The sequence below is a fragment of the Lysinibacillus sp. FSL K6-1151 genome, from assembly GCF_038630755.1.
GTDB lineage: Bacteria > Bacillota > Bacilli > Bacillales_A > Planococcaceae > Lysinibacillus > Lysinibacillus fusiformis_D.
This window is the reverse complement of record NZ_CP152040.1, coordinates 600,135-623,845: the sequence shown is the minus strand read 5'-3', so window position 1 is coordinate 623,845 and position 23,711 is coordinate 600,135. Positions and strand designations below refer to the sequence as shown.

The 23,711-nt window shown below is 39.1% G+C and carries 27 protein-coding genes; 4 read left to right on the top strand and 23 right to left on the bottom strand.

What is annotated here, in order from left to right:
• The first annotated feature begins 164 nt into the window (after positions 1–164).
• Positions 165–1,739, top strand: coding sequence for a hypothetical protein (locus MHI04_RS02925; RefSeq protein WP_036124323.1), 1,575 nt, complete (start codon positions 165–167; stop codon positions 1,737–1,739).
• The gene (locus MHI04_RS02920; RefSeq protein WP_271912368.1) at positions 1,736–4,498 is read left to right on the top strand and encodes a DEAD/DEAH box helicase; all 2,763 of its coding nucleotides are present in this window, start codon (positions 1,736–1,738) and stop codon (positions 4,496–4,498) included. Before MHI04_RS02925 ends, MHI04_RS02920 begins: the two co-directional genes overlap by 4 nt.
• 248 nt (positions 4,499–4,746) lie before the next feature.
• On the opposite strand, the gene ssb is transcribed toward MHI04_RS02920, so the two are convergent.
• A complete protein-coding gene (gene ssb / locus MHI04_RS02915) occupies positions 4,747–5,145 on the bottom strand; it encodes a single-stranded DNA-binding protein (RefSeq protein WP_036124475.1) in 399 nt (132 codons plus the stop codon).
• A gap of 297 nt (positions 5,146–5,442) precedes the next feature.
• Between ssb and MHI04_RS02910 the strand changes: the two genes are divergently transcribed.
• On the top strand, positions 5,443–5,868 hold the full coding sequence (locus MHI04_RS02910; protein WP_036124472.1) for a YwpF family protein: 426 nt from the start codon (positions 5,443–5,445) through the stop codon (positions 5,866–5,868).
• Positions 5,869–5,948: 80 nt separating this feature from the next.
• Complete coding sequence (locus MHI04_RS02905) at positions 5,949–6,914, top strand: nuclease-related domain-containing protein (protein ID WP_342504133.1); 966 nt, start codon at positions 5,949–5,951, stop codon at positions 6,912–6,914.
• A 58-nt stretch (positions 6,915–6,972) separates the two neighbouring features.
• On the opposite strand, the gene MHI04_RS02900 is transcribed toward MHI04_RS02905, so the two are convergent.
• From MHI04_RS02900 to MHI04_RS02795, 22 genes are all read right to left on the bottom strand, one after another.
• Positions 6,973–7,488: a hypothetical protein gene (locus MHI04_RS02900; protein ID WP_342535328.1), complete on the bottom strand. Its 516-nt coding sequence runs from the start codon at positions 7,486–7,488 to the stop codon at positions 6,973–6,975.
• A 39-nt stretch (positions 7,489–7,527) separates the two neighbouring features.
• Positions 7,528–7,938 (bottom strand): hypothetical protein, encoded by a 411-nt coding sequence (locus MHI04_RS02895; protein WP_036124468.1) that lies wholly within the window; start codon positions 7,936–7,938, stop codon positions 7,528–7,530.
• Positions 7,939–8,047: 109 nt separating this feature from the next.
• Positions 8,048–8,431, bottom strand: coding sequence for a hypothetical protein (locus tag MHI04_RS02890; RefSeq protein ID WP_036124467.1), 384 nt, complete (start codon positions 8,429–8,431; stop codon positions 8,048–8,050).
• A 147-nt stretch (positions 8,432–8,578) separates the two neighbouring features.
• Positions 8,579–9,022, bottom strand: coding sequence for a 3-hydroxyacyl-ACP dehydratase FabZ (gene fabZ / locus MHI04_RS02885; protein WP_036124465.1), 444 nt, complete (start codon positions 9,020–9,022; stop codon positions 8,579–8,581).
• A gap of 55 nt (positions 9,023–9,077) precedes the next feature.
• The gene (locus MHI04_RS02880; protein ID WP_089932984.1) at positions 9,078–9,362 is read right to left on the bottom strand and encodes a DNA-directed RNA polymerase subunit beta; all 285 of its coding nucleotides are present in this window, start codon (positions 9,360–9,362) and stop codon (positions 9,078–9,080) included.
• 47 nt (positions 9,363–9,409) lie between these two features.
• Positions 9,410–10,249: a flagellar hook-basal body protein gene (locus MHI04_RS02875; RefSeq protein WP_058843805.1), complete on the bottom strand. Its 840-nt coding sequence runs from the start codon at positions 10,247–10,249 to the stop codon at positions 9,410–9,412.
• Positions 10,250–10,274: 25 nt separating this feature from the next.
• Positions 10,275–11,108, bottom strand: coding sequence for a flagellar hook-basal body protein (locus MHI04_RS02870; protein WP_058843804.1), 834 nt, complete (start codon positions 11,106–11,108; stop codon positions 10,275–10,277).
• Between the two features lie 21 nt (positions 11,109–11,129).
• Positions 11,130–12,125, bottom strand: coding sequence for a rod shape-determining protein (locus MHI04_RS02865; RefSeq protein ID WP_036123595.1), 996 nt, complete (start codon positions 12,123–12,125; stop codon positions 11,130–11,132).
• Between the two features lie 209 nt (positions 12,126–12,334).
• A complete protein-coding gene (locus MHI04_RS02860; protein ID WP_025114760.1) occupies positions 12,335–12,595 on the bottom strand; it encodes a sporulation transcriptional regulator SpoIIID in 261 nt (86 codons plus the stop codon).
• 156 nt (positions 12,596–12,751) lie between these two features.
• Entirely contained in the window at positions 12,752–13,429 is a 678-nt protein-coding gene (locus MHI04_RS02855; RefSeq protein ID WP_036123599.1) for a M23 family metallopeptidase, read from the bottom strand.
• 37 nt (positions 13,430–13,466) lie between these two features.
• A complete protein-coding gene (spoIID, locus tag MHI04_RS02850) occupies positions 13,467–14,369 on the bottom strand; it encodes a stage II sporulation protein D (RefSeq protein WP_230593853.1) in 903 nt (300 codons plus the stop codon).
• 118 nt (positions 14,370–14,487) lie between these two features.
• Positions 14,488–15,807: a UDP-N-acetylglucosamine 1-carboxyvinyltransferase gene (murA, locus tag MHI04_RS02845; RefSeq protein WP_036123602.1), complete on the bottom strand. Its 1,320-nt coding sequence runs from the start codon at positions 15,805–15,807 to the stop codon at positions 14,488–14,490.
• Between the two features lie 484 nt (positions 15,808–16,291).
• Entirely contained in the window at positions 16,292–16,531 is a 240-nt protein-coding gene (locus tag MHI04_RS02840; RefSeq protein WP_036123606.1) for a DUF1146 family protein, read from the bottom strand.
• A gap of 69 nt (positions 16,532–16,600) precedes the next feature.
• Positions 16,601–17,008, bottom strand: a complete 408-nt coding sequence (locus MHI04_RS02835) for a F0F1 ATP synthase subunit epsilon (protein ID WP_036123609.1) — start codon at positions 17,006–17,008, stop codon at positions 16,601–16,603.
• A gap of 24 nt (positions 17,009–17,032) precedes the next feature.
• Positions 17,033–18,448: a F0F1 ATP synthase subunit beta gene (atpD, locus tag MHI04_RS02830; RefSeq protein WP_089932989.1), complete on the bottom strand. Its 1,416-nt coding sequence runs from the start codon at positions 18,446–18,448 to the stop codon at positions 17,033–17,035.
• Positions 18,449–18,497: 49 nt separating this feature from the next.
• Positions 18,498–19,355 carry an ATP synthase F1 subunit gamma gene (atpG, locus tag MHI04_RS02825; RefSeq protein WP_036123615.1) on the bottom strand — a complete coding sequence of 286 codons (858 nt, stop codon included), beginning with the start codon at positions 19,353–19,355 and terminating at the stop codon, positions 18,498–18,500.
• Between the two features lie 47 nt (positions 19,356–19,402).
• Positions 19,403–20,911 (bottom strand): F0F1 ATP synthase subunit alpha, encoded by a 1,509-nt coding sequence (gene atpA, locus MHI04_RS02820; protein WP_036123620.1) that lies wholly within the window; start codon positions 20,909–20,911, stop codon positions 19,403–19,405.
• 28 nt (positions 20,912–20,939) lie between these two features.
• Positions 20,940–21,476 carry a F0F1 ATP synthase subunit delta gene (locus tag MHI04_RS02815; RefSeq protein WP_036123623.1) on the bottom strand — a complete coding sequence of 179 codons (537 nt, stop codon included), beginning with the start codon at positions 21,474–21,476 and terminating at the stop codon, positions 20,940–20,942.
• A complete protein-coding gene (gene atpF, locus MHI04_RS02810; RefSeq protein ID WP_036123625.1) occupies positions 21,473–21,994 on the bottom strand; it encodes a F0F1 ATP synthase subunit B in 522 nt (173 codons plus the stop codon). Before atpF ends, MHI04_RS02815 begins: the two co-directional genes overlap by 4 nt.
• 173 nt (positions 21,995–22,167) lie before the next feature.
• Positions 22,168–22,392, bottom strand: a complete 225-nt coding sequence (atpE, locus tag MHI04_RS02805; RefSeq protein WP_004269474.1) for a F0F1 ATP synthase subunit C — start codon at positions 22,390–22,392, stop codon at positions 22,168–22,170.
• Between the two features lie 65 nt (positions 22,393–22,457).
• The gene (gene atpB, locus MHI04_RS02800; protein ID WP_036123628.1) at positions 22,458–23,168 is read right to left on the bottom strand and encodes a F0F1 ATP synthase subunit A; all 711 of its coding nucleotides are present in this window, start codon (positions 23,166–23,168) and stop codon (positions 22,458–22,460) included.
• Between the two features lie 36 nt (positions 23,169–23,204).
• Positions 23,205–23,576 (bottom strand): ATP synthase subunit I, encoded by a 372-nt coding sequence (locus MHI04_RS02795; protein ID WP_036123631.1) that lies wholly within the window; start codon positions 23,574–23,576, stop codon positions 23,205–23,207.
• Positions 23,577–23,711: the final 135 nt, after the last annotated feature.

The window sequence follows — 23,711 nt, the reverse complement described above, 5'->3', positions numbered from 1 at the left end:
ACAAATCAATTGGCTTGTTAACTATCTTTGAATTCATTTTTTTCTTTCTGATCATTCAGCTTATCATTACTGCATTTTAATCGTATAATGGAAGGACAGTCTTTTTTTCATTCTTACAATTAACAATGTTAAACATAGCCATACATGATGAAAGGAGTGAGGTTATGGCATTGTCTATATCGCAAATAGCTAAAGAACATCAAGTATTTGTGCTGACTAAATTAAAAGAAGCTGAACAAGGGCTACATCCTTCCTCTACGGAAGATGAAGAACTAGTGCGTCGTGCTGTCTTTTCTGTAAGAAATAAATCCATTGTTTTTGAACGTTTTAATGGAACAAGTTCTATATTATATGCAAGTGTTCAGGATGTCAGACCCGCTTCTGTTGAAATTGATTTTTACAAGGAAGAGCTACATTGTAACTGTCCACAACCTAAATGGTGTCGACATCAAGTAGGTGCTTTACTCGCTCTCTACCAATACTTTGACTCCGTGCAAAATTGGTCGAGTACTTGGCGTGCTCAAAAATCGGTCCAGCTAAAAACCTTAGCAGAAGAACGTAGACCACAAAGCTGGTCGATGATGGTTGATGAAGTAATGAAGCGCTTATTACCATCTGGCCGAGTATTAGAGGGCTATGGGCTTTCTGCTGTAAGAACAGATGCATTGGAGCGTCTTCGCCGACATATGCCCTTTGAACGTGAATGGCAGCCCCTTTATAAGCTCTATATGGAATTAGCTATTTTAAATACTATATGGCGGCATTTAAATGCAACAGCTGGGCATTCATTAGATTCTCCATATATGAAATACTTTATCGATCAAAGCATGCAATCCTTTGAAAGCATTCTTACTGAGTTAACGAATCGGTCACGTCTTTTTGCGACTGATCCTTTTTATGATGCCATTCAAGAGCTAGTAAGGGAATTTTTATTAGAACGACAAGGGCTGTTTGCCCATCGACTTCGTCTATATATGCTGCTTTGGGCAGTGCTTTTTTATGAGAAGCCTCGACGCGAGCAGGAATTAACTTATTTAAATAATCTAGAAAACCGTTCGGAAGAAATTTCTTTGCAATCATTAAAGCTATTATTTTATGTGTTATTACAAAAGGAGGATCTGCTGCTCGAAAATTTGGCACAGATTGATTTACCGCAAATGCAGGATTTATTTGAACTGGCTACTTTTGCTCAACGTGCTGGTGAGTCCTATTCATTAGCTGTCATTTTACGAGCTATATTACCTTTGACTGAAGCCTTCCTACAGGAAGTCGTACCAGTCGTTCAAAGAGCCCAGTACGTAAGGCAATTTCAGCTTTTATTTGATGACATACAGCTTACTGAGGAAGAGGAAGCAATGTTATACAGTGCATTTGGTGTGTATGGGCTTCAGCCATTTTCATCGTTTTTAATTAAAAAAGGACGTTACCGTGAATGGGCTGCTCTCCATCAATTAAATCCTTCATCTCTATCCTATTTAGAAATGTGTGGATTAAAGGACGTCTTACAGATTGAACCAGCTACTGTTTTACCTTTATACCATGTCTATGCAATGGCTGAAATTTCACAAAAATCACGTATGAATTATAAGCAAGCTGTGCGTATTTGGAAAAGTATGCGTAGTGCCGCAAAACGAGCTGGCAAAACAGCTTATTTTGAAACATATATGCAAACCATTCGTGCAGAATATAAACGATTACGTGCGTTACAAGAAGAAATTGAGAAAGGAAACTTAGTATGATGACAATAAATGCTCCTTCCCCCTTTTCCCAAACTCAACAGCTTCGTATTGATGTAGCACGGGAAGGATATTTTACATTGCAGGGTTTTACTGCAAATGGTACGACAATCGACGCTGATACATTAATTTCTTCATTATTCTTTACCTATGAAGCAAATGTCTATGGCTTATTAACCAATCGGACTGATTTCACGATTGAGGTTTCTACTGCTGAATTACTTGATATTTTTTCATCAAGCTTCCAACATCCCTTTATTAATTGGCTTGGTGCAAATGATGAAAGTAAGGAATGGCTCGGAAAAGTACTGGCGTTACAGGAATACTGGCAGGAGCCCTCACTTTGGTCATACGCTGTCATTGCGGAAGATTTTTCTTCGCTAACTTTTCCTATTGATCACATCGATACAGCATTATTAGAAATAGCTGTTCAGCAAAAGCTTTCACAAGTTGGTCTAATACTAGCTGATTTACCAAAACTTCTACCCTTTTTCTTACGTGGTGGCTGGCCATTGGATCAAGCTCGTCAAGCCGGTGCAGTTTCAGTTTCTTTACGGTTAAGTGAGCCAGAAGATGAAGCCGATGTCTGGTTATTAGAAACAGTGCTCAGCACTGCTACGACAAAAAACTACTGGACTCCTGCTATTCGTAAGCAATCCTTACCAATTGAAGAGGCGCTTCCTACGAAATGGCGAATGTTCGCCACTGAAATTGAACAACAGCAACAACAAATTGTGAATCTTCTATCCAATGACGATATCAGAAGTGATACCTTTATTCGTGTGACATTGGAGGACTCAGAAGTACGGTCTTTTTTACGTGAGGATCTCGCCAGATTACAGGCACTTGGTTTTGATGTTGTACTCCCTGCATGGCTAAAAGATTTAAAACAATCCAAATTACGTGTACGTGTAACAACTAACAATGTCTCCACAAAGAAGGTAGCAGGATTAGATGATATTTTAACGTTTAAATGGCAATTTTCTATGAATGGGCAAACGATTTCAGCTGAGCAATTTAAAAAGCTGGTGGATGAGAAACGTGAATTTATTCGTATAGGTACGGAATGGTTCCGAGTCGATGCCAATTGGATGCACGAAATGCGTGAACTAATGCAGCAGGCAGAAGATGAAAGTTGGACTGTTCGAGAATTGTTGTTTAGAGAATTACCCGAAGACTTGTCTGCTCCTCTCGAAGAAGATGCCGATGATGCGCTAAGAGATGATCCAATTTTCGCACTGGAAATACAACAATCATTAAAATCATATATGGAGCAGCTTTTGGAGAAGAAGGGCTTGCCAGCAGTACCGATTCCTTTATCCTTACAAACCGAATTACGTCCTTACCAACAAGAGGGCTTTGAATGGTTAATCTTTATGCGCGAACAAGGTTTTGGTGCATGTCTAGCCGATGATATGGGACTTGGGAAAACGGTGCAACTAATCACCTATTTACTTCATATTTATGAGACAGCAGCTGATTATACGAAGCCAACCATTATTATTTGTCCAACCTCAGTCCTCGGTAACTGGCAAAAAGAACTCGCTCGATTTGCCCCTTCACTGATTGTGCATACGCATTATCAGACAAATCGAGCTAAGGATGAGGATTTTAAAGAGCTAGTGACTGCCGAAAAACCACATGTTATTTTATCAACCTATGGTACTGTGTCGCAGGATACTGAATTTTTACAGAATATAGAATGGGCAACTGTTGTGCTCGATGAAGCTCAAAATATAAAAAACATGCAGACCTTACAATCAAGAGCCATTCGTAAATTGTTAGGAGACCATCATATTGCCCTTACAGGAACACCTGTAGAAAACCGCTTATCTGAGCTATGGGCTATTTTTGATTTCATTCATAAGGGTTATTTAGGTAGCTTTGGCCGCTTCAATGAAGAATTTATTTTGCCTATTGAACGAGACGAATCTGAATCACATAAGCAGAAGTTACGAGCTAAAATTCAACCTTTCTTATTGCGTCGTACAAAGCGTGATCCCCATTTACAGCTTAACTTACCAGATAAGCTAGAATCGAACGAATACTGTCCATTAACAGCCGAGCAAGCTTCTCTCTATGAAGGATATATTTTAGAGACACTCGATCAGCTAGAGCAGTTAACAGGTTTTCAAAAAAAGGGACGTGTTTTAAAGATGCTTAGTAAGTTAAAGCAACTATGTAATCATCCTGCCTTATATTTAAAGGAATCTTTCGAGGATGCCGAAACAATGCTTGCACGTTCGACTAAGCTAGAGCGCATTGTACAAATGGCAGCAGAGATTGTGGACAATGGCGAACAATGCCTTATCTTTACACAGTATATCGGAATGGGGCAATTGCTACAGCATTGTTTAAGTGAACTATACAATGTGGATGCACCGTTTTTAACTGGTGCTATGCCTAAGCAGCAGCGTGACCGCTTAGTAGAGGCTTTTCAGGCAGGAGACTTCCCTATATTTATTCTTTCCTTAAAAGCAGGTGGAACAGGTCTTAATTTAACAGCTGCTAATCATGTTTTACATGCAGATCGCTGGTGGAACCCCGCTGTCGAAAATCAAGCAACTGATCGTGCTTATCGCATTGGGCAGACACAATTTGTGCAGGTCCATAAATTTGTAACCATCGGTACAATTGAAGAAAAAATTGATAAAATGCTGGTGCAGAAATCTGCATTATCCGAAGAACTCATTCAATCAAGCCAGTGGTTGACCGAGTTAGAAGATCAAGAACTTCGTGATCTAATAACATTGGACATATAGTAATTAGATGCGCCAAGAGCTACATTGTTCTTGGCGCTCTTTTAGTGGAACCTCGTTACTTCTTATCCCTACTTACTTCAAACATTCTTATTTAGTTGTGTCAAAACATCCATTGCTGTGCGGTCTTCAGCAATGTCTTTTTAATATGTGTATACATCATTCCTTTCTGTTGCTACGGTGCAAGAAATATAAGGAGAATGGCGGATCAGACAACGATATTTCTCTTGCTCCGTATGTAAATAGCTTGTCTATGGTAAAACAAAATCTTTTAAGTCTTCCTGTTCATTCGGTGGCTGTGGCGGTACAATAGCCGTTTCGTCACTATTCCTTTGTTTGAGATGATAAAATCGTATATCTTCTACAACCACCTCTGTCATAAAAATCTTAGTGTTTTCTTCATTTACAAATGATCTTGTTTGAATACGACCATTTGCACCGATTAAAGAGCCTTTACCGCAATATTTGACGATATGTTCTGCCAGCCTTCCCCAAGCTGTACAGAAAATAAAGTCTGCATCTACTTCTCCACGATTGTTTTTAAAATTGCGGTTAATGGCCAATGAAAAATGAGTCTGTACACGATTTCCAGATAAGTAACGTAACACCGGATCTTTCGTAAACCTTCCGACCAGTCCGACTTGATTCATTCGTTCACCACCTTTCTGTTGGATTGCTTTCATCTTACAAAAGGATATCCGCATTGGCAAAATCCGATATTATAAATTTCCTTCTGTTTTGCAGCATAAATTGGGTAAATTAGCATTTTTAATTTGCTAATTTTTTTTAATTTTCTAGCTGAATGCTTTGGACTGTAATGGCAAATGCTATTTCATGAAATCAGCATTTTCGCAGGTTTTAAAATATCGTCACAGGTGCACATAACAAACAGCCACTACTTCATGTGTTATAATAAAAGAATGACAGACTTAGGAGGAATATACATAATGAAAACATTTAAAATGCTTTCCTTTGACCTTGTCACGAAAGATGGCGTACAACCATTCCCTTTAGTCGATGGCATTATTATTAATCAGGAAAACAGCCATCAATCTTGGATACTAGAATTGTTTATGGAAAAACAATATCGCTCAACCTTTGATGAACTCTTAGTAAATGCTACAGTCTGCAATGTCCGTGCAGTTATTTCATTTCCAGATAATGAACCCGCTCCTTTTCAGGTAATCGTACATACAGTTCAAGAAATTGGTGATCATGTTTCAGTACTACTAAAAGGAACACTCAAAATTAAACGCTCTAAATATGCTGAACAATTGCTTTCCGAGCTACTTGCTGAGGGTGTATCCCTAGAGGATTTACTGGAGCGCTTTACGAAAGATATGAAGCAGCGACCAAAATTAAAAAATGATTAGCGATGCGAATTTTGCATCGTTTTTTTATTGGACAAGCTGCCATTTTTCAGTACAATACAATTTAAAAAGGAGCGTTATATTTGGTTATTGCTATCAGAGAGAAGCCTTTAAAATTATTATGGCTTGAGGCTGTGATGAGGAGGCTTTTAAAGAATGATGTTGAGTTTCACTATTATCAGGAACAATATCGCCGACTGGATGCAGGTTTTGCTGGTGAACAAAAAGTGGACCGCGAATGGCATGAATTACTATGTCCAAATACTTTTTTCGTATTACATAATTTGTGTCTCAAGAACACTGCTCAACATATGCATCAGCTTGATACACTCTTTATTTGCCCTCAATTTATCTTCGTTTTAGAAATTAAAAATATTCATGGTCGACTAGAATTTAATCAACTCACACATCAATGTACACGCACAAAGGCAGATGGCACAGTAGAAGGATTTCCAAATGCGTTTACCCAAACTGAGCGTCATATGCGTTTTCTTAAAAGTCTTTCTTACTCACTCCCCATTGAAGGTGCCGTTGTTATAGCAAACTCTTCAGCGATCATCGTTAATCCTTCTAAAGCGCTCCCTATTTTTCATGTGTCAGGTCTTCATCAACATCTCCAGTCACTTTTTAAAAAGCATCCTCAAAAAATGCTAACAGATGATCAATTAGCTCAACTGGTTCAAGGGCTTCTCTCCAAACAAACGATTCCTCACATTCAAACTTCGATTGCCCCATCACGATTTCGGCATGGTGTGCTTTGTCCTAAATGTTCCTATCAACATAATATGTATTTCTATCGGGGCATTTGGAAATGTTCATTTTGTCATTATCGGAGTATAGAAATTTTTGCAGAAGCCATGCTCGATTATCAACTATTGGTTAGCCATTCTATTACTAATCAACAGTTACGTAAATTTTTCAAAATTGATTCTATCGATACAGCTACACGATTGCTTCAGAAATTTCAGTTCCCTTATACCGGAACCTATAAAAATCGTGTTTACCATTTACCTGAAAATTTATTGGATTACATGAAGAGATTTTTTTGAGGGTTGATTGGCTCGCTTCACTGGCGAGAATATTTGCAATGCTCATGGGGCATACACTTCACTTTCGCGAGTATTCACCTTCCTTCCGCGAGTATTCGCCTTCCTTCCGCGAGTATTCACTTTCCTTCCGCGAGTATTCACTTTCCTTCCGCGAGTATTCACCTTCCTTCCGCGAGTATTCACCTTCCTTCCGCGAGTATTCACTCTTCTTCCGCGAGTATTCACCTCCCTTCCGCGAGTATTCACCTTCCTTCCGCGAGTATTCACCTTCCTTCCGCGAGTATTCACTCTTCTTCCGCGAGTATTTACCTTTCTTCCGCGAGTATTTACCTTTCTTCCGCGAGTATTTACCTTTCTTCCGCGAGTATTCACCTTTCTTCCGCGAGTATTCACCTTTCTTCCGCGAGTATTCACCTTTCTTCCGCGAGTATTCACCTTTCTTCCGCGTGTATTTACCTTTCTTCCGCGTGTATTTACCTTTCTTCCGCGTGTATTTACCTTTCTTCCGCGAGTATTTACCTTTCTTCCGCGAGTATTTACCTTTCTTCCGCGTGTATTTGCTTCTTTTTATCAAAAAAGAGTGTTTTCCATTTAGGAAACACTCTTTTTTATGTTATCGGTTGTTCATACCATCACGGTACTTTTCAGTGTCTTTGACTTTATCGTCGACAATATCATTATTATTGTTTACGTTGTCATTACGTTCAACACCGTTTACACCATTAGCATTTGGTACGTTGTCATAGCCGTTTGTACTGTTGATATCGGCATTTGATCCAGGTGTTGTCGCTTCAGGCAATGTTGTATTTTCGTTAACAGTACCTCGGTTAGTACCATCTACGTTGCGATCGTATGCATCGTCACGATTATTCGGGTCTAATGCATCTTCCACATTGTCTACACCACGACGAACGTCATTTTCGACGTCTCGAACAGGGTGATCTTCGACTGCATTATTTCCCCAGTTACATCCTCCAAGGAATACAGTTGCAAGAATAATGGTTAAAAATGACATTTTCCACATAGTAAAAAACCTCCTTTCTTGGGTACTATGTCAGCAAATACATCGTGTGTATTTGTGATCCTACATAGATTGCCCGGGAAAGGAGGGAACTATCCGATATTTGTACAAACTATTTTTGTTTTTCTTTTAATACTTGTTCAATGTATGCTGCTTCTGCTTTACAGTCATAGCTATAGTTTGTGCCTAGCTCTTTTTGCAATGCCTCGATTGTTTCGATCTGCTGCGCTGTTGGTTCTTCATTTAAAATTTTAGCAATGACCTCATCGATTTTTTGTGCCATCTCTTCATGAAACTGTGCACTCAACAATATATCAGCAGGGATTTTTTCGATCCATGCGGCATTCTCCTGAAAATAAGTCTGCCAGCTTGCAATGAAGTCTTCCATAGAAAAGCGCTCTTCATCCCAACCAATACTTGCTAAGTATGCTTCAAAAGATGTCGAAATCGAACGAGTAATGCTAATTTTAATACCTGAAGACAATTCCTTATACATCTTAATAATCCTCCTACGTTTGTAAAACCTAAAAATTACATCTATTTCAATTCCCAAACGCTTTTTCGCCACTGCAATTTAAGAACCTACTAATCAACTTTTAACTTGACTTTATCTATTTTATATCTTTTGGTCTACAAATGCAAATTAGGCTTGTTTAGGCTGTTCAGGTCCAATCGCAAATAGAATATCGGCTTCACATACAAGTTCTCCATCTACAGTCGCTATACCATGACCTTTACCCATTGCGCCACGAAGTTTAACAAATTCTACTTCCAATTTAAGTTGGTCGCCAGGAACTACTTGACGCTTGAAACGACAATTATCCACACCTGTTAAAAAGGCTAAACGTCCCTTGAATTCTTCTGCATTTAATAAAGCGACTCCACCCACTTGTGCTAATGCCTCTACAATTAATACACCTGGCATTACAGGATAGCCTGGGAAGTGTCCATTAAAGAAGTCTTCATTGATCGAAACATTTTTTAAACCTACTGCGCGTTTACCTTCATCTAATTCAACAATGCGATCAACGAATAAAAAAGGATAGCGATGTGGTAAAATTGCTTGAATTTGTTCTGCTGTTAACATGTAATTTCCCCCTCGAAATTAAGTATGTATACACAAAGTAAGGTAAAGAATATTGCTATTCTTTACCGTTCATAATATCAAATATATGCTGCCATGTTTCCCTTTTAAAAATATCCATAGCATTGCCTTCTCCAATCACACTGAAGCCAAACATTGCGCCTAATGCTGCGGCAGCAACGACTAAGACGAGAACAATTACAATGCGTAACCAAATCGGAATCAGTCGGATTTGCACCCAGCGAACCTCGCGTTGCTCTCCATTTGAGCGGCGTTCTTTCTTTTCTGGTTGCGTATCGGTTTCTTGTGTCGGCACAGAACGTCGACGTGAATCGTTTGTCATAGATTGTACTCCTCTTCATTCCTAACTATGTGTTTTTGGATGACTTTTTATCGAATGCCGTTAATTAGTCCTAGCATTTGATCTGCTAATGTAACCGCTCTTGCATTGAACTGATAAGAACGTTGAGTTTGTATTAGTTCTGTCATTTCCTTTGAGAGGTTTACATTGGACATTTCTAGTGTACCACTTTGCATGCCAATTTGCTGACGGTTCGCACCCACAAGCTCTGTCAGAACTTCCGCTTGTGTAAAGCCAAGTTCAGCTAGATTGTCTGGTAAACCAACATAAGAACCAGAAACATGTTCCATTAATTGTGGCTTTTGGAATTCTGTTACAGCTAAATCCGTACGAATGATATCACCATTTGGATAAGATGCTTCTAAAACACCACCATCTCGAACGGCAAACTTTTGAACAGTATCTGGTAATGTAATAGCTTGTCCTGCTGCATTGGCTACGGGATAACCCTCTGCCGTTACGAGCATTACTGTTCCGTTATTCAACGGAGATAAATAAAAGTCACCTTGTCGAGTATACACTGTTTCAGTTCCATTTTCACCATTTGGCATTAAAATATTGAAATATTGTTTTGCTTTTGTGAAAGCAAAGTCTAAATCTCGATTCGTTGTTTGTAATGAGCCTTGCTTTTCATTGGATTTAATTTGTCCAAGCATGGCACCAGATCCATAGCGAATACCAACTGGTGTTTGGCGTTCAGCTCGGTCCTGCTTATCATTGTTAAATTGCTGATAAAGTAGTTCATTGAAGGATGCTTCCTTCGTTTTATAACCGGTTGTACTACTATTAGCAATATTATTACTAATTGTATCTAGTTTATTTTGTAATTGACCCATTGTGTTCGTTGCTGTCATCATTGTACGTAGCATTTATAAAACGCCTCCTGTTCGCCCGTTAGATTTTCCCGATTTCATTCACTGCCTTTTCCATGCTGCGATCATAAGCTTGTAATACTTTTTGATTTGCTTCGAATGCTCGGTAGGCTGTCATTAAATCTGTCATTGTGCGACCAGAATCTACGTTTGAACCTTCTAAAAAGTTTTGACGTAGCGTAAAGGAAACGCCATTCGCACCATAGGCTGTTGGTAAGTTCTCACCATTTTCTGTACGAATAAGACCATTATCCTGTTTACGTAGCATGTTCGGATTAGCAGCATATGATACGCCAACTCGTGCTACTTGCTGATCGTTTACAAAAATGGCTCCATTTTCATCGAGGCGAAAATCATCGTTTGGAAGCTGGATACGTTGTCCTGCATCATTGAGTACGTATAGACCCTGCCCGTTTACTAAATAGCCTTGACCATCTAATGTGAAATTACCATTACGTGTATAGGCCTCACCACCAGCTGGATGTTCTAGACGGAAGAAAATTGACCCCGTAATCCCATCTTCGTTTTGTGGTAAGTTTCCATCAATTAGCGCCATATCTGTTGTAAAATCAGTGCTATAGATTTGGCCTTGTATGTAATTTGGCAATGTTTCTTGTAAATATGTTCCTGTATTTAAAGCTCCTACTTGACTCATATATTCAGCGCCTGCTTGTTGATTGGCGGGAGCATTTGTTTTACCAATACTAGACATTAGCATGTCTGGAAATGAGCGAATAGTTGATTGATCTGCTTTAAATCCTGGTGTATTCGCATTTGATAAATTATTTGTTAGTAATTCTGTTCTTCTTTGTTGCGTGATCATACCTGTTGCAACTGTATAAAACCCTTTAAACAAAGAAATCACCTCATTTTATTTTTATAAGGATGCTGGCACACGATCAATGTTTTCTAGCATTATTCCCGTACCAATTGCTACACAATCCATAGGTCTCTCTGCAACGAAGACAGGTACCTTTAACTCTTCTATTAATAGCTGATCCATTCCATGTAATAGTGCACCGCCACCCGTAATAATAACGCCACGGTCAATGATATCGGCTGATAGCTCAGGTGGTGTTTTTTCTAAGACATTTTTTGCTGATTGGACAATCATCGCTACAGACTCGTGCAATGCTCGTTCAATTTCCTCGGAATGAATTGTAATAGTACGTGGTAAACCTGTTACCATGTCACGACCACGAATATCCATTGTATCGTTGCGGCTACCTTTGAAAACTGTACCAATTGTCATCTTGATTGCTTCTGCTGTACGTTCACCAATTAGCAATTTATATTCTTTTTTAATATATTGCAAAATGTCGTTATCAAACACATCTCCTGCTACTTTAATGGATTCACTTGTTACAATATCACCCATTGATAGAACTGCGATATCTGTTGTTCCGCCACCTATATCGACTACCATATTACCACTTGGTTGGAAGATATCCATGCCTGCACCGATAGCAGCTACTTTTGGTTCTTCCTCTAAATATACTTTTTTACCGCCAGATTTTTCTGCGGCTTCACGGATTGCTTTTTGCTCAACACTTGTGATGTTCGTTGGACAGCAAATTAAAATTCGTGGCTTCGCCAAAAATCCTTTTACATTTAATTTATTGATGAAATGTCTTAACATCGCCTCTGTCACATCAAAATCTGCAATGACTCCATCTCTTAGTGGGCGAATTGCTGTAATATTACCTGGCGTTCTCCCTACCATTTGGCGAGCTTCTTCCCCTACCGCTAATACTTTGTTTGTCTTTTTGTCAATCGCCACCACAGATGGTTCATTTAGGACGATACCTTTACCTTTAACGTGGATTAATACGTTCGCAGTTCCTAAGTCAATGCCAATATCTTTCGAAAACATTCTATAATTTCTCCTTCCCGCCAGTTCCAACTACATAACGTTCATTTTATCTCTTTATCTAGAATATTTTATCATATTCTATTGGTAATTTCACCTAAATTTAGTGAATGGGACTGTTTTCTTTTCAGGTTATGAACGGCTATAATATAGAATTACTATTCCATAGAATTCGTCATAAATACATTTCCAAGACAATAAAAAAGAACGAATCAGTCTTGACTCGCTCTCTCTTTCCACTTGTTTTTCGTTGCTTCTCCTCCACGAATATGACGTACGGCCTTATGGTAGGCGAGTATTTCTTTCACTTGGTCAGCTAATCCTTCATGAATTGTTGGTAATCGCTCTGTTAAATCCTTGTGCACCGTACTTTTTGAATAACCAGTCATTTTCGCGAGGACACGCACAGTCTCACGCGTCTCAATCAGTAATTCACCGAGGCGTATGCAGCGCTTCCGAATGTGCTCATGCACTTTCTTCGTCCTTTCCACACAATTTCACAAAATGCTTTGGCAATCAGATGCACATTTGCGCATTTCTTCACCTTATGTAAGGACAAAGCTATTCAGAACATTTTTTGCATTTTCCTGATAAAATGCTGACTTTTTATGCGTTACTAGCTTTTCGAATTAAAAAGCTAGTAATTTTTTCGGATTAATATATTTTCCGTCTTCAAGAACTTCGAAATGCATGTGGACGCCAGCCGCTTGATTCCACTCGTTATCAGTTGCTTTTCCTAATGCCTGACCTTGTGTAACCTCATCGCCTTCTTTAACAGCGATATCCTTTACAGAGCTATAATGTGTTTGCATACCGTTTGGATGCTCAATTACAATCTTATTGCCTGTAAATGCGTCTAGTTTTACCTCTAGTACTTTACCACTCATAGCAGCTAGTACTTCAAATTCTTCACCATTCATAGCGATAGAGATACCAGAAGACGTTGTAAATGTTTGATTAAATACCATTAGTGCATTTTCACGGGACTCTTCATTTGCCTCTAACTCGTAGAACTCTTGTAAAACTTGTACTTTACTAAGACTCTCTTCTTTGAATGGGTACTTCATGTTTTCAGTACGTGCATTTGTTTCTACTACAGGACCTGGATCAACTTCCGCTAAATCTGGTAAAGGAGCCTCTTCTACTTTTGATACGAGACTATTGTAACCAAATAACAATCCTGCTAGAACTAGTGCACCACCTGTGTAAACTGCTGGCCAAAACCAAGGTTTCTTTTGTAATTGACCATTTTCCTTTTGATTTGGATTTTGGTTTTGAGAAGTTTTATTGTTTTTATCCTCTCTCATTTTCATCACCTCTAGTTGCAGTGTGAACAACTAGAAGTTATTTTAAACATGCATCTATTTTTTTTATTTCAATATCTTGATAATAATAGTGTAAAATTTCGGCAGCCGTTTTCCCTTCGTTTGCCATTGCCTCAGCGCCATATTGACTCATGCCCACGCCATGACCATAACCTTGGGTTGTCACATGGACCTTTCTTGTCTTCGCGTCATAGACAATTGTAAAATCAGTTGATGGTATGCCAAGAAGTGTTCTAACCTCTCTACCAGTCCAGACATTGCTCCCTAACTGCAAACGCTCTACTCGCCCTGACTCATTGTAAAATAGCTGGATACGATTAAAATCACTAGCTTGCCACTGTACAGGCCACAACTTATTCCATTGTGCTAATGTCCATTCTTGCTGAGCCTCAAACTTCGGTGATGCTTGATCCGAGATACTTGCAACACTTTTCAAATATGGAATATCATTCCCACTATAGCCAAAGGCACTTTCTGTTTTACCATTGCTTGTCGAGTGGAACATGGCTGTAATTAGTTCCTTATTATAAAGAAGAACTTGTCCTTTCGTTTCATTGATTGCTTCGACAATTTTCTTTTCATTTCCCAGGAAATTGCTAGCCCAATTCGCCTTTCTTTGCTCCTCATCATAAAAAACTTGCCTTGCCACAGTTGGAGCAATTGCAGTTTTACCGTAATTTGTCGTTTTCAGTGCGTATGTGCGTGCTGCAATCGCTTGGGCTTTCAATGCCTCCTTTTTAAAAGAAACAGGCATTTCCGCTGCAACAACACCTGTAATATACGTTTCCAAAGGGATTTTTTCCTCTTGTCCCTCCACTTCTATAAATATTTCACAGGCATTCTCATCACTAGTTAGAGGTTTGACAGCCTCCCGTCTTTCACTAAGCCCTATAACAGGAAGCATGTATAATACTCCAATCAAACAAATGACACCTATACTAATCATCCATTTTTTCATAAGGAATAATATGCTAGATCTCTTAAAGTTATGAGCAAACAAAAAACCCTCTGCTCCAAAAGCAAAGGGTTGAGAAATCCATTTAGTTTGTAGGTAATTCAATTATTGTGTCTTCAACTGTCACTACTTCTTCAGTAAGTTCAGTAATACGTTCAATGTTGGCACCAAGCGATGCTAGCTTGCCATGGAAATCAACATAACCACGGTCTAAATGATGTAGCTTCGTCACACGTGTTATTCCTTCAGATACAAGACCTGCTAAAATTAGGGCAGCCGCAGCTCGTAAATCCGTTGCCATTACTTCAGCTCCCTGAAGATTAACCGGCCCCTCGATAAACACAGAACGTCCTTCTATTTTAGCACCAGCATTCATACGACGGAATTCCTCAACATGCATAAAACGATTTTCAAATACCGTTTCTGTAATAATACTCGTACCTTCCGCAGTTAACATTAATGCCATCATTTGTGATTGCATATCTGTTGGGAAGCCTGGATGTGGCATTGTTTTAATATCAACAGCTTTTAATGTATGAGGAGCACGTACACGGATTCCCTCATCCAGTTCAGTAATCTCTACACCCATTTCACGCATCTTAGCAATTAAAGCTGTCATATGCTCAGGAACAGCATTTTCAATGACTACATCACCCTTCGTAATAGCTGCTGCCACCATAAATGTACCAGCCTCAATACGATCGGGAATAATATGGTGCTCTACTCCATATAATGTATCGACTCCTTCGATACGTATTGTATTTGTACCAGCACCAATTACACGACCGCCCATGCTATTGATGAAGTTTGCAAGATCGACAATTTCGGGCTCCTTCGCAGCATTTTCAATTACAGTTGTCCCTTCTGCTAAAGATGCGGCTGTCATAATATTTTCAGTAGCACCAACACTAGGGAAATCTAAATACACATTAGCCCCTTTTAAACGACCTTCCGTTTTTGCCTCTACATATCCGTGACCAAATGAAATTTTTGCACCCATAGCTTCGAAGCCCTTTAAGTGTAACTCAATTGGACGAGAACCGATTGCACAGCCTCCTGGTAGTGCTACGCGAGCATATCCATTACGAGCAAGTAGAGAACCCATCACTAAAATAGATGCACGCATTTTACTAACAAATTCAAATTGAGCTTCACTTGAAAGTTCTTTAGTTGCATCTATATATACGGCATTATCTTCAGGTATATATGTAACTGCTGCGTTTAAACTTTTAAGTACTTCGTTTATTGTAAAGACGTCTGCTAAATTAGGGACTTCTTTAATTACATTTTCTCCTTTTGAAGCAAGTAAAGCTGCCGCAAGGATTGGTAACACTGCATTTTTTGCGCCCTCTACACGTACTTTTCCCTGTAGTTTTTGGCCGCCAGTCACTATTATTTTATCCACCCTATGTCCCTCCGAATTCAATCTATTAACCTATCGAATTTTTATTTTAAAAAGAAGTATAATGTCATAATCAGTAAACAAACAACTCTATAGTACAACTTTTCTAACGCTCGTTCAAGCGTCCAAATCACTATTTTAAGGCATTATTAGATATTTTGCTATTTATTTATTGTACGCTGTCATTTTTTTTTTGTGAATGACCAATAACCCGTTCACTTTCAATACATACCCAAAGATATATGCACAAAAAACCTATTTTATCTTCATTCAGTAAAATATTCCCTTTACTATATGAATGCATCATGTACATATTTTGTTAGCGTGCGTCTTACCAATAACAGACGCATCGTAAGCTGTAATGATGCCAAGGCAAAACTGGTACGAAAGATTTTTATACATAGTTCAAAGGGCCACACAAATGGTATTATAAAGTCCTTTGAAGCATGTAGGTGCATAAATCTTATAGTATTTAACAACGATTACTTTAAAATAAATAGGGAAGTTTGCCTGACCAGCTAGATATTTGGAGAAAGAAATTAGATACTGCTGAGCCTATCGTAATACTGAGTAAAATATAAATAAGTTGAATTTGAAATACTCGATTCTTCTTAAATAGTTTCTCCACCATAAAAGCTTGTAATGCGTAAAAAGTAATAGCAATAAAAAACAGATGAGATAAAATGCCCAGTAATGCTTCTTGTCCTATCGCTTCATACAGTTCCATGCTACCCCTCCTTCAATTTACTTCACCTTAAAAAACGGGCAGATACTATATCTGCCCGTTAAAAATGAATTAGATATTACCCTCATGAACGTTGATACGATTCAACGCACGTTTTAATGCTAGGTCAGCACGTTTGAAATCAATGTCGTCTTGTTTACTTTGAAGACGTCCTTCAGCGCGTTTAACGGCTTCTTTAGCACGTTGAACATCGATATTTTCAGCAATTTCAGCAGAAGGCGCTAAAATTGAGATCTTTTCTGGACGAACTTCAATGAAACCACCGCTTACAGCAACTATATCAGTCGAACCGTTTTCTTTTTTCAGCTTCACTGCACCAATTGCAAGTGGAGCAACCATTGGAATATGGCCTGCAAGAACACCGATTTCTCCTGAAGTTGTTTTAGCGATTACCATTGATACTTCAGAATCGTATACTGGGCCGTCGGGAGTGACAATATTGACTTGAACTGTCTTCATATTTTTTCCTCCTCGTCCCTAGTATTAAACCTCTACGCCCATGCTTTTCGCTTTTTCAACTACTTCATCAATAGAACCAACTAGACGGAAAGCATCTTCTGGAAGGTGATCCCATTTGCCATCAAGGATTTCCTTGAATGAACGAACAGTTTCTTTTACAGGTACATAAGAACCTTTTTGACCAGTGAATTGTTCCGCTACGTGGAAGTTTTGTGATAAGAAGAATTGAATACGACGAGCACGTTCTACTGTTTGTTTGTCTTCATCAGATAACTCATCCATACCTAAGATTGCAATGATATCTTGTAATTCACGGTAACGTTGGATTGTACGTTGTACACCAGTAGCAATTGCGTAGTGCTCAGCGCCTACGATTTCAGGTGATAATGCACGAGAAGTCGAAGCTAATGGGTCAACCGCAGGGTAGATACCCATTTCTGATAATTTACGCTCAAGGTTAGTAGTTGCATCTAAGTGGGCGAAAGTTGTAGCTGGAGCCGGGTCAGTATAGTCATCGGCTGGTACATAAATCGCTTGGATAGAAGTTACAGATCCTTTGTTCGTAGATGTGATACGTTCTTGTAGTTTACCCATTTCAGTTGCAAGTGTTGGTTGGTAACCTACCGCAGAAGGCATACGACCTAATAGGGCAGAAACCTCTGAACCTGCTTGTGTGAAACGGAAGATATTGTCGATGAATAAAAGTACGTCAGCGCCTTGCTCATCACGGAAGTATTCCGCCATTGTAAGACCAGTTAAAGCTACACGCATACGTGCACCAGGAGGCTCGTTCATTTGACCGAATACCATCGCTGTTTGCTTGATAACGCCTGAATCGCTCATCTCGAAGAATAAGTCGTTCCCTTCACGAGTACGCTCACCTACACCAGCAAATACAGAGATACCTGAGTGCTCTTGTGCGATGTTATTAATTAATTCTTGGATTAATACTGTTTTACCTACACCAGCACCACCGAATAGACCGATCTTACCACCTTTAATATAAGGTGCTAATAAGTCTACTACTTTGATACCTGTTTCAAGAATTTCAACTGTAGTTGAAAGTTCATCGAAAGATGGAGCTTCGCGGTGAATTGAATCACGACGAGCATCTGCTGGAATCTCTTCACCTAAGTCAATTACTTCTCCAAGTACGTTGAATACACGACCTAGTGTCACTTCACCAACTGGTACTGAGATAGCTTTTCCTAAGTCTGTTACTTCTGCTCCACGTTGTAAGCCATCAGTAGATGACATTGCAATTGTACGAACAGAATCATCGCCTAAATGAAGTGCAACTTCTAATGCAAGAGTTGTTGGTTCTTCATTAGGACGTTCAATCTTAACTGTTAATGAGTTATAGATTGCTGGTAATTGGCCGTTTTCGAATTTTACGTCGACAACTGGACCCATTACTTGAATAACATGTCCTTTATTCATTACTGTGTACCCTCCTATCGTATTCTTATACGACATTGGTGAGCTGAGCCTATTCTAAGGCTGCAGCTCCACCAACGATTTCTGTAATTTCTTGTGTAATCGCTGCTTGACGTGCACGGTTATATTGCAATGAAAGATCTGCAATAAGATCAGATGCATTATCAGTTGCATTTTTCATAGCAGTCATACGAGAAGCATGTTCACTTGCTTTTCCATCCAATAATGCGCCATAAACTAAGCTTTCCGCGTATTGTGGAAGTAATACTTCAAGAATTGCTTCGCCAGATGGTTCGAATTCATAAGAAGCTTTACTGTTTACAGGTGCGATATCTGTTAATGGAAGAAGTTTTTTCTCTGTCACTTCGTTAGCAATTGCGCTGACAAAGTGATTATAGTACATATAAAGCTCATCATACGTACCGTCAATGAACATACCAACAGCATTACGAGCGATTTCTTTAATATCAGCGAATGTTGGTTGGTCAGGAAGAGCAACAACACTGCTGATGACATTATGATCACGTTTCACAAAGTAATCACGAACAACACGACCTACTGCTAAAATAACGTATTCGTCTTTTGATTTATGACGCTCGTTAATTGTACGTTGTACTTGACGTAGGATACTTGAGTTGTAAGCACCTGCTAGACCACGGTCAGAACCAATGACTAAGTAAGCTGTTTTCTTTACAGGACGAGCAGTTAACATTGGGTGTCCACTGTCTTTTGTACCTGCTGCAATCGCGCCTACTACGTCTTGGATTTTTTCCATATAAGGAACGTAAGCTTTAGCATTTTGCTCTGCACGACGTAACTTTGAAGAAGAAACCATCTGCATCGCTTTCGTAATTTGTTTCGTACTCTTTGTTGAATTAATACGACCTTTTATTTCGCGTAAGTTTACCACTGGTATTTCACCACCTTTTGTTTTTTAATCAAGTGACTAGCTAGAACTTATTCTGATTTAGCGAATGTTTTCTTGAATGCATTGATTGCTGCTTCATAATCCGCATCCGGAGCAAGCTCTTTTGTAGTACGAACATGATCTAGAACGTTAGTGTGGTTTGAATCTAACCAGCTTAAGAATTCGTTTTCGAAACGAACGATATCTTGTACTGGGATATCATCTAAATGACCTTTAGTTAATGCATATAGGATAGCAACTTGTTTTTCAACTTTAAGTGGTTTGTTTAGGTCTTGTTTAAGCACTTCAACCGTACGTTTACCACGTTCAAGTTTAGCAAGTGTAATTTTATCTAAATCTGAACCGAATTGAGCAAATGATTCAAGCTCACGGAATGCAGCTAAGTCAAGACGTAGTGTACCCGCAACTTTTTTCATTGCTTTAATTTGAGCTGATCCACCTACACGTGATACTGAAAGACCTGCGTTGATCGCTGGACGTACACCTGAGTTGAATAAGTCAGATTGTAAGAAGATTTGACCATCAGTAATTGAGATTACGTTAGTTGGGATGTATGCAGAGATATCCCCAGCTTGTGTCTCTACGAATGGAAGAGCTGTGATAGAACCACAGTTGTAAGTTTCATTTAACTTCGCAGCACGTTCAAGTAAGCGGCTGTGTAAGTAGAATACATCACCAGGGTATGCTTCACGACCTGGAGGACGGCGTAGAAGAAGTGAAAGTTCACGGTAAGCTGATGCTTGTTTAGAAAGATCATCATACACGATTAAAACGTGTTTACCTTGTAACATGAATTCTTCTGCCATAGAAACACCAGCAAATGGTGCTAAGTATAATAATGGAGCAGGTTGAGATGCTGCTGCAGTTACAACGATTGTATAATCTAAAGCACCATGTTTACGTAAAGTCTCAACAACACCACGTACAGTAGATTCTTTTTGACCGATTGCAACATAGATACAAATCATGTTTTCACCGTTTTGGTTTAAGATTGTATCGATTGCTACAGATGTTTTACCTACTTGACGGTCACCGATGATTAACTCACGTTGACCACGACCGATTGGCACTAATGCGTCAATCGCTTTAATACCCGTTTGTAGTGGTTCGTGTACTGATTTACGAGCCATTACACCGAAAGCTGGGCTTTCGATTGGACGAGATTTTGTAGCGTTGATAGGACCTTGTCCATCCACTGGTTGACCAAGTGGGTTTACAACACGACCAATCAGTTCTTCACCAACTGGTACTTCCATGATACGACCTGTACGACGAACTTCATCGCCTTCTTTGATGTCAGTGTATGGACCTAAGATTACGATACCAACGTTACCTTCTTCTAGGTTTTGAGCCATACCCATAACACCGTTAGAGAACTCTAAAAGCTCTCCAGCCATGGCGTTGTCGAGGCCATGAGCAAGAGCGATACCGTCACCAATACGGATAACTGTACCAACTTCGCTTACTTTAAGTTCAGATTCATAATTCTCAATCTGTTGTTTAATCAGACTGCTGATTTCTTCAGCCTTGATGCCCATGTATGTCACCTCTCACATTTCTAAATTATTAACCGATTAATTCACGTTTTAGACGCTCTAGTTTGTTAACTACTGAGCTGTCATAAATATGGTTACCGATTTGAACACGAATACCACCAAGTAAAGTTGGATCGATTTCGTTTGTAATGTTTAATGATTGTTTTCCAACAAGTTTCGCAAATGCTGTCGAAATATTAGCGCTTTCTTCTGCAGAAAGTGCACGTGTTGAAAATACTGTTGCATCTGCCATACCTTGTGCTTGTGCAGCAAGCTCAGCATATGCATTGGCAATTAGCTTAATCTCGTTTACACGTTTTTTCTCAACTAGAAGTTGAACCGTGTGTAAAACTTCTGGTGTTGCACCAGTGAAGATTTCAGCTACCATTTGTTTTTTACGTTCGATGGAGAACTTAGGCGCACTTAAAAGCGTTAAAAAATCAGGAGATTCTTTCATTACTTTTGTTAGTTCGTTTAAGTCTGCTCCAACTTCAGTAAGATTGTTTTTTTGTTGCGCTAATTCAAAAAGCGCTTGAGCGTAACGTTTTGCTACAGTTGAATTACTCATCGAGCTTCGCCTGCCTTCGCAATCGTCTCTTCAATTAGAGCACGGTTGTCTGCCTCAGAAATCTCTTTGCTAAGGACTTTAGATGCTGCAAGTACAGATAATGAAACGACTTCATCACGTACTGCTGCAATAGCTTTTTCTTTTTCAGACTCAATTTCACGTAAAGCCGATTCTTTTAAGCGGTTTGCTTCATTGCGCGCTACAGTAAGAATTTCTTCTTTTTGTAGTTCGCCTTGTTTCTTAGCGCCTTCAACAATCGATTGTGCTTCCGTACGAGCTTCTTTAAGAAGGCTCTTTTGTTCTTCTAAAAATTGGTGCGATTCTTTGCGCGCTTTTTCAGCTGCTTCGATTTCACTCGCTACTAATTCTTCACGTTGCTGCATGATGCCCATAAGTGGACCCCAAGCGAATTTCTTAAGTAATACCATTAACACGATGAAGATAACTAATGTTGCGATGATGTCTCCGCTATTAAAACTACCAGCGCTTGCACCTAGTACAAGATAATCTAAAAACACGATTGTTTCACTCCCTTCAAGAGCTTTAACTTCAACATAATTTAATGATTAAAAAAACTACCTATTTTAAAAAGCTATATTTACACATAGCTTTTATCCGTTCCAAAATGAAGGGCGAAGTTTCATCTGGTGAATCCTGCTTCGCCACTAGTAAAATTCAGTGTTCAACTGAATTATTTGTTCATTACGATGAATGCTACTACTACTGCGATGATCGGTAGGGCTTCAACTAATGCAACCCCGATGAACATTGTAGTTTGAAGAACGCCACGAGCTTCTGGTTGACGAGCGATACCTTCTACTGTTTTTGATACGATAAGACCGTTACCAATACCTGCACCAAGTGCACCTAAACCGATTGCGATTGCTGCTGCTAATAAACCTAATGAACCTGTCATTTGAAAATTTCCTCCTTGGAATTGTTTGTTTTTTTGTGATTCAAGCATAGGATATATGCTTTATATTAATGGTCATCGCTCACTTTATGAGCCATGTAAACCATTGTTAACATTGTGAAGATAAAGGCTTGGATAAAGCCGATGAAAATTGAGAAACCTTGCCATGCCATCATAGGAACGATTGCCCCGATGAATCCCACAGCACCTGATGATGCTAAACCTGCAAGTAAGCCAAGTAAAATCTCACCCGCGTAAATGTTACCGTAAAGACGTAAACCTAATGTTAATGTGTTTGCAAATTCTTCTACTATTTTCAGCGGAAACATGAATGACATTGGTTTGAAGAATGTACCAACATAATGACCTGTACCCTTCATTTTAACACCATAGTATTGCGTTAAGACTAAAATCATTGCTGCCAATGTCATCGTAACTGTAGGGTCAGCTGTTGGTGATTTCCACCATAGCTGATGATCATAGACGATAGAGAATGGAAGACCTAGTAAGTTAGATACTGCGATAAACATAATTAGCGTAATGGCTAGAACGTGGAATCGACCACCAGTTTTCCAGTCCATGTTGCTTTTAATAATATTCTTAACGAAATCCATAATCCATTCCATAAAGTTTTGCATACCAGTAGGTTTTAACTTTAGGCTTCTAGTTGAAATAAAGGCAATTAAAAATACGATAATTGCTGCAACTAGTAACATCATAACTGTTGATAAGTTAAATGTTAAAAAACCGACTTCTAGTAACGGAGCTTCATGATTCATTGTTATTTTTCACCTCTCTTTCTAATTTAAAGCACATTAGCGGTTCCTTACATGTGACACAATTCTCTCGACAAAGAGAAAAACGTACGGAATCATTAGCCCTATAACCGTGCTAATTAAGTGAAAATAGTTTGGCAACGAAATGGCTATTGCGACTGCCGCAACACCTGATCCAAAGCGAAGCGCTGTACCAAGTGAGCCTATCTTCTTCCCTTCACTAATGGATCTGTCAAACTTCTCCATACGGCGAACTAGAATCCAAAAATTATACGTACCAAAAAATGCACCTATTGCGATGCCCGCAAAAACAGTTTGATAGGGAGTAAACCCCCAGCCTAATGCGCAGAGTGCAAGCAAAAAAAATAACGCCCTCTTCTGCACAGCAAAAATGTGATGCAAATCTAGCATTGGTTATAATCTCCTGAATCATTTTTTCGAGTAATGAAAACGTTTGCTGACCACTATGTGAAATCAGAAAAGAGCAGTGAAAGACACTACTCACAGCGGAATAGTAATGGGAGAGTCATTTCAATTACAGGTGTA

Excerpts from the sequence above, each read along its gene's own strand:
- MHI04_RS02925 (WP_036124323.1), top strand. The coding sequence starts at position 165 with ATGGCATTGTCTATATCGCAAATAGCTAAAGAACATCAAGTATTTGTG.
- MHI04_RS02920 (WP_271912368.1), top strand. The coding sequence starts at position 1,736 with ATGATGACAATAAATGCTCCTTCCCCCTTTTCCCAAACTCAACAGCTT.
- ssb (WP_036124475.1), bottom strand. The coding sequence starts at position 5,145 with ATGAATCAAGTCGGACTGGTCGGAAGGTTTACGAAAGATCCGGTGTTA.
- MHI04_RS02910 (WP_036124472.1), top strand. The coding sequence starts at position 5,443 with ATGAAAACATTTAAAATGCTTTCCTTTGACCTTGTCACGAAAGATGGC.
- MHI04_RS02895 (WP_036124468.1), bottom strand. The coding sequence starts at position 7,938 with ATGTGGAAAATGTCATTTTTAACCATTATTCTTGCAACTGTATTCCTT.
- MHI04_RS02890 (WP_036124467.1), bottom strand. The coding sequence starts at position 8,431 with ATGTATAAGGAATTGTCTTCAGGTATTAAAATTAGCATTACTCGTTCG.
- fabZ (WP_036124465.1), bottom strand. The coding sequence starts at position 9,022 with ATGTTAACAGCAGAACAAATTCAAGCAATTTTACCACATCGCTATCCT.
- MHI04_RS02880 (WP_089932984.1), bottom strand. The coding sequence starts at position 9,362 with ATGACAAACGATTCACGTCGACGTTCTGTGCCGACACAAGAAACCGAT.
- MHI04_RS02875 (WP_058843805.1), bottom strand. The coding sequence starts at position 10,249 with ATGCTACGTACAATGATGACAGCAACGAACACAATGGGTCAATTACAA.
- MHI04_RS02865 (WP_036123595.1), bottom strand. The coding sequence starts at position 12,125 with ATGTTTTCGAAAGATATTGGCATTGACTTAGGAACTGCGAACGTATTA.
- MHI04_RS02855 (WP_036123599.1), bottom strand. The coding sequence starts at position 13,429 with ATGAGAGAGGATAAAAACAATAAAACTTCTCAAAACCAAAATCCAAAT.
- MHI04_RS02840 (WP_036123606.1), bottom strand. The coding sequence starts at position 16,531 with ATGGAACTGTATGAAGCGATAGGACAAGAAGCATTACTGGGCATTTTA.
- MHI04_RS02835 (WP_036123609.1), bottom strand. The coding sequence starts at position 17,008 with ATGAAGACAGTTCAAGTCAATATTGTCACTCCCGACGGCCCAGTATAC.
- atpD (WP_089932989.1), bottom strand. The coding sequence starts at position 18,448 with ATGAATAAAGGACATGTTATTCAAGTAATGGGTCCAGTTGTCGACGTA.
- atpA (WP_036123620.1), bottom strand. The coding sequence starts at position 20,911 with ATGGGCATCAAGGCTGAAGAAATCAGCAGTCTGATTAAACAACAGATT.
- MHI04_RS02815 (WP_036123623.1), bottom strand. The coding sequence starts at position 21,476 with ATGAGTAATTCAACTGTAGCAAAACGTTACGCTCAAGCGCTTTTTGAA.
- atpE (WP_004269474.1), bottom strand. The coding sequence starts at position 22,392 with ATGACAGGTTCATTAGGTTTATTAGCAGCAGCAATCGCAATCGGTTTA.
- atpB (WP_036123628.1), bottom strand. The coding sequence starts at position 23,168 with ATGAATCATGAAGCTCCGTTACTAGAAGTCGGTTTTTTAACATTTAAC.
- MHI04_RS02795 (WP_036123631.1), bottom strand. The coding sequence starts at position 23,576 with ATGCTAGATTTGCATCACATTTTTGCTGTGCAGAAGAGGGCGTTATTT.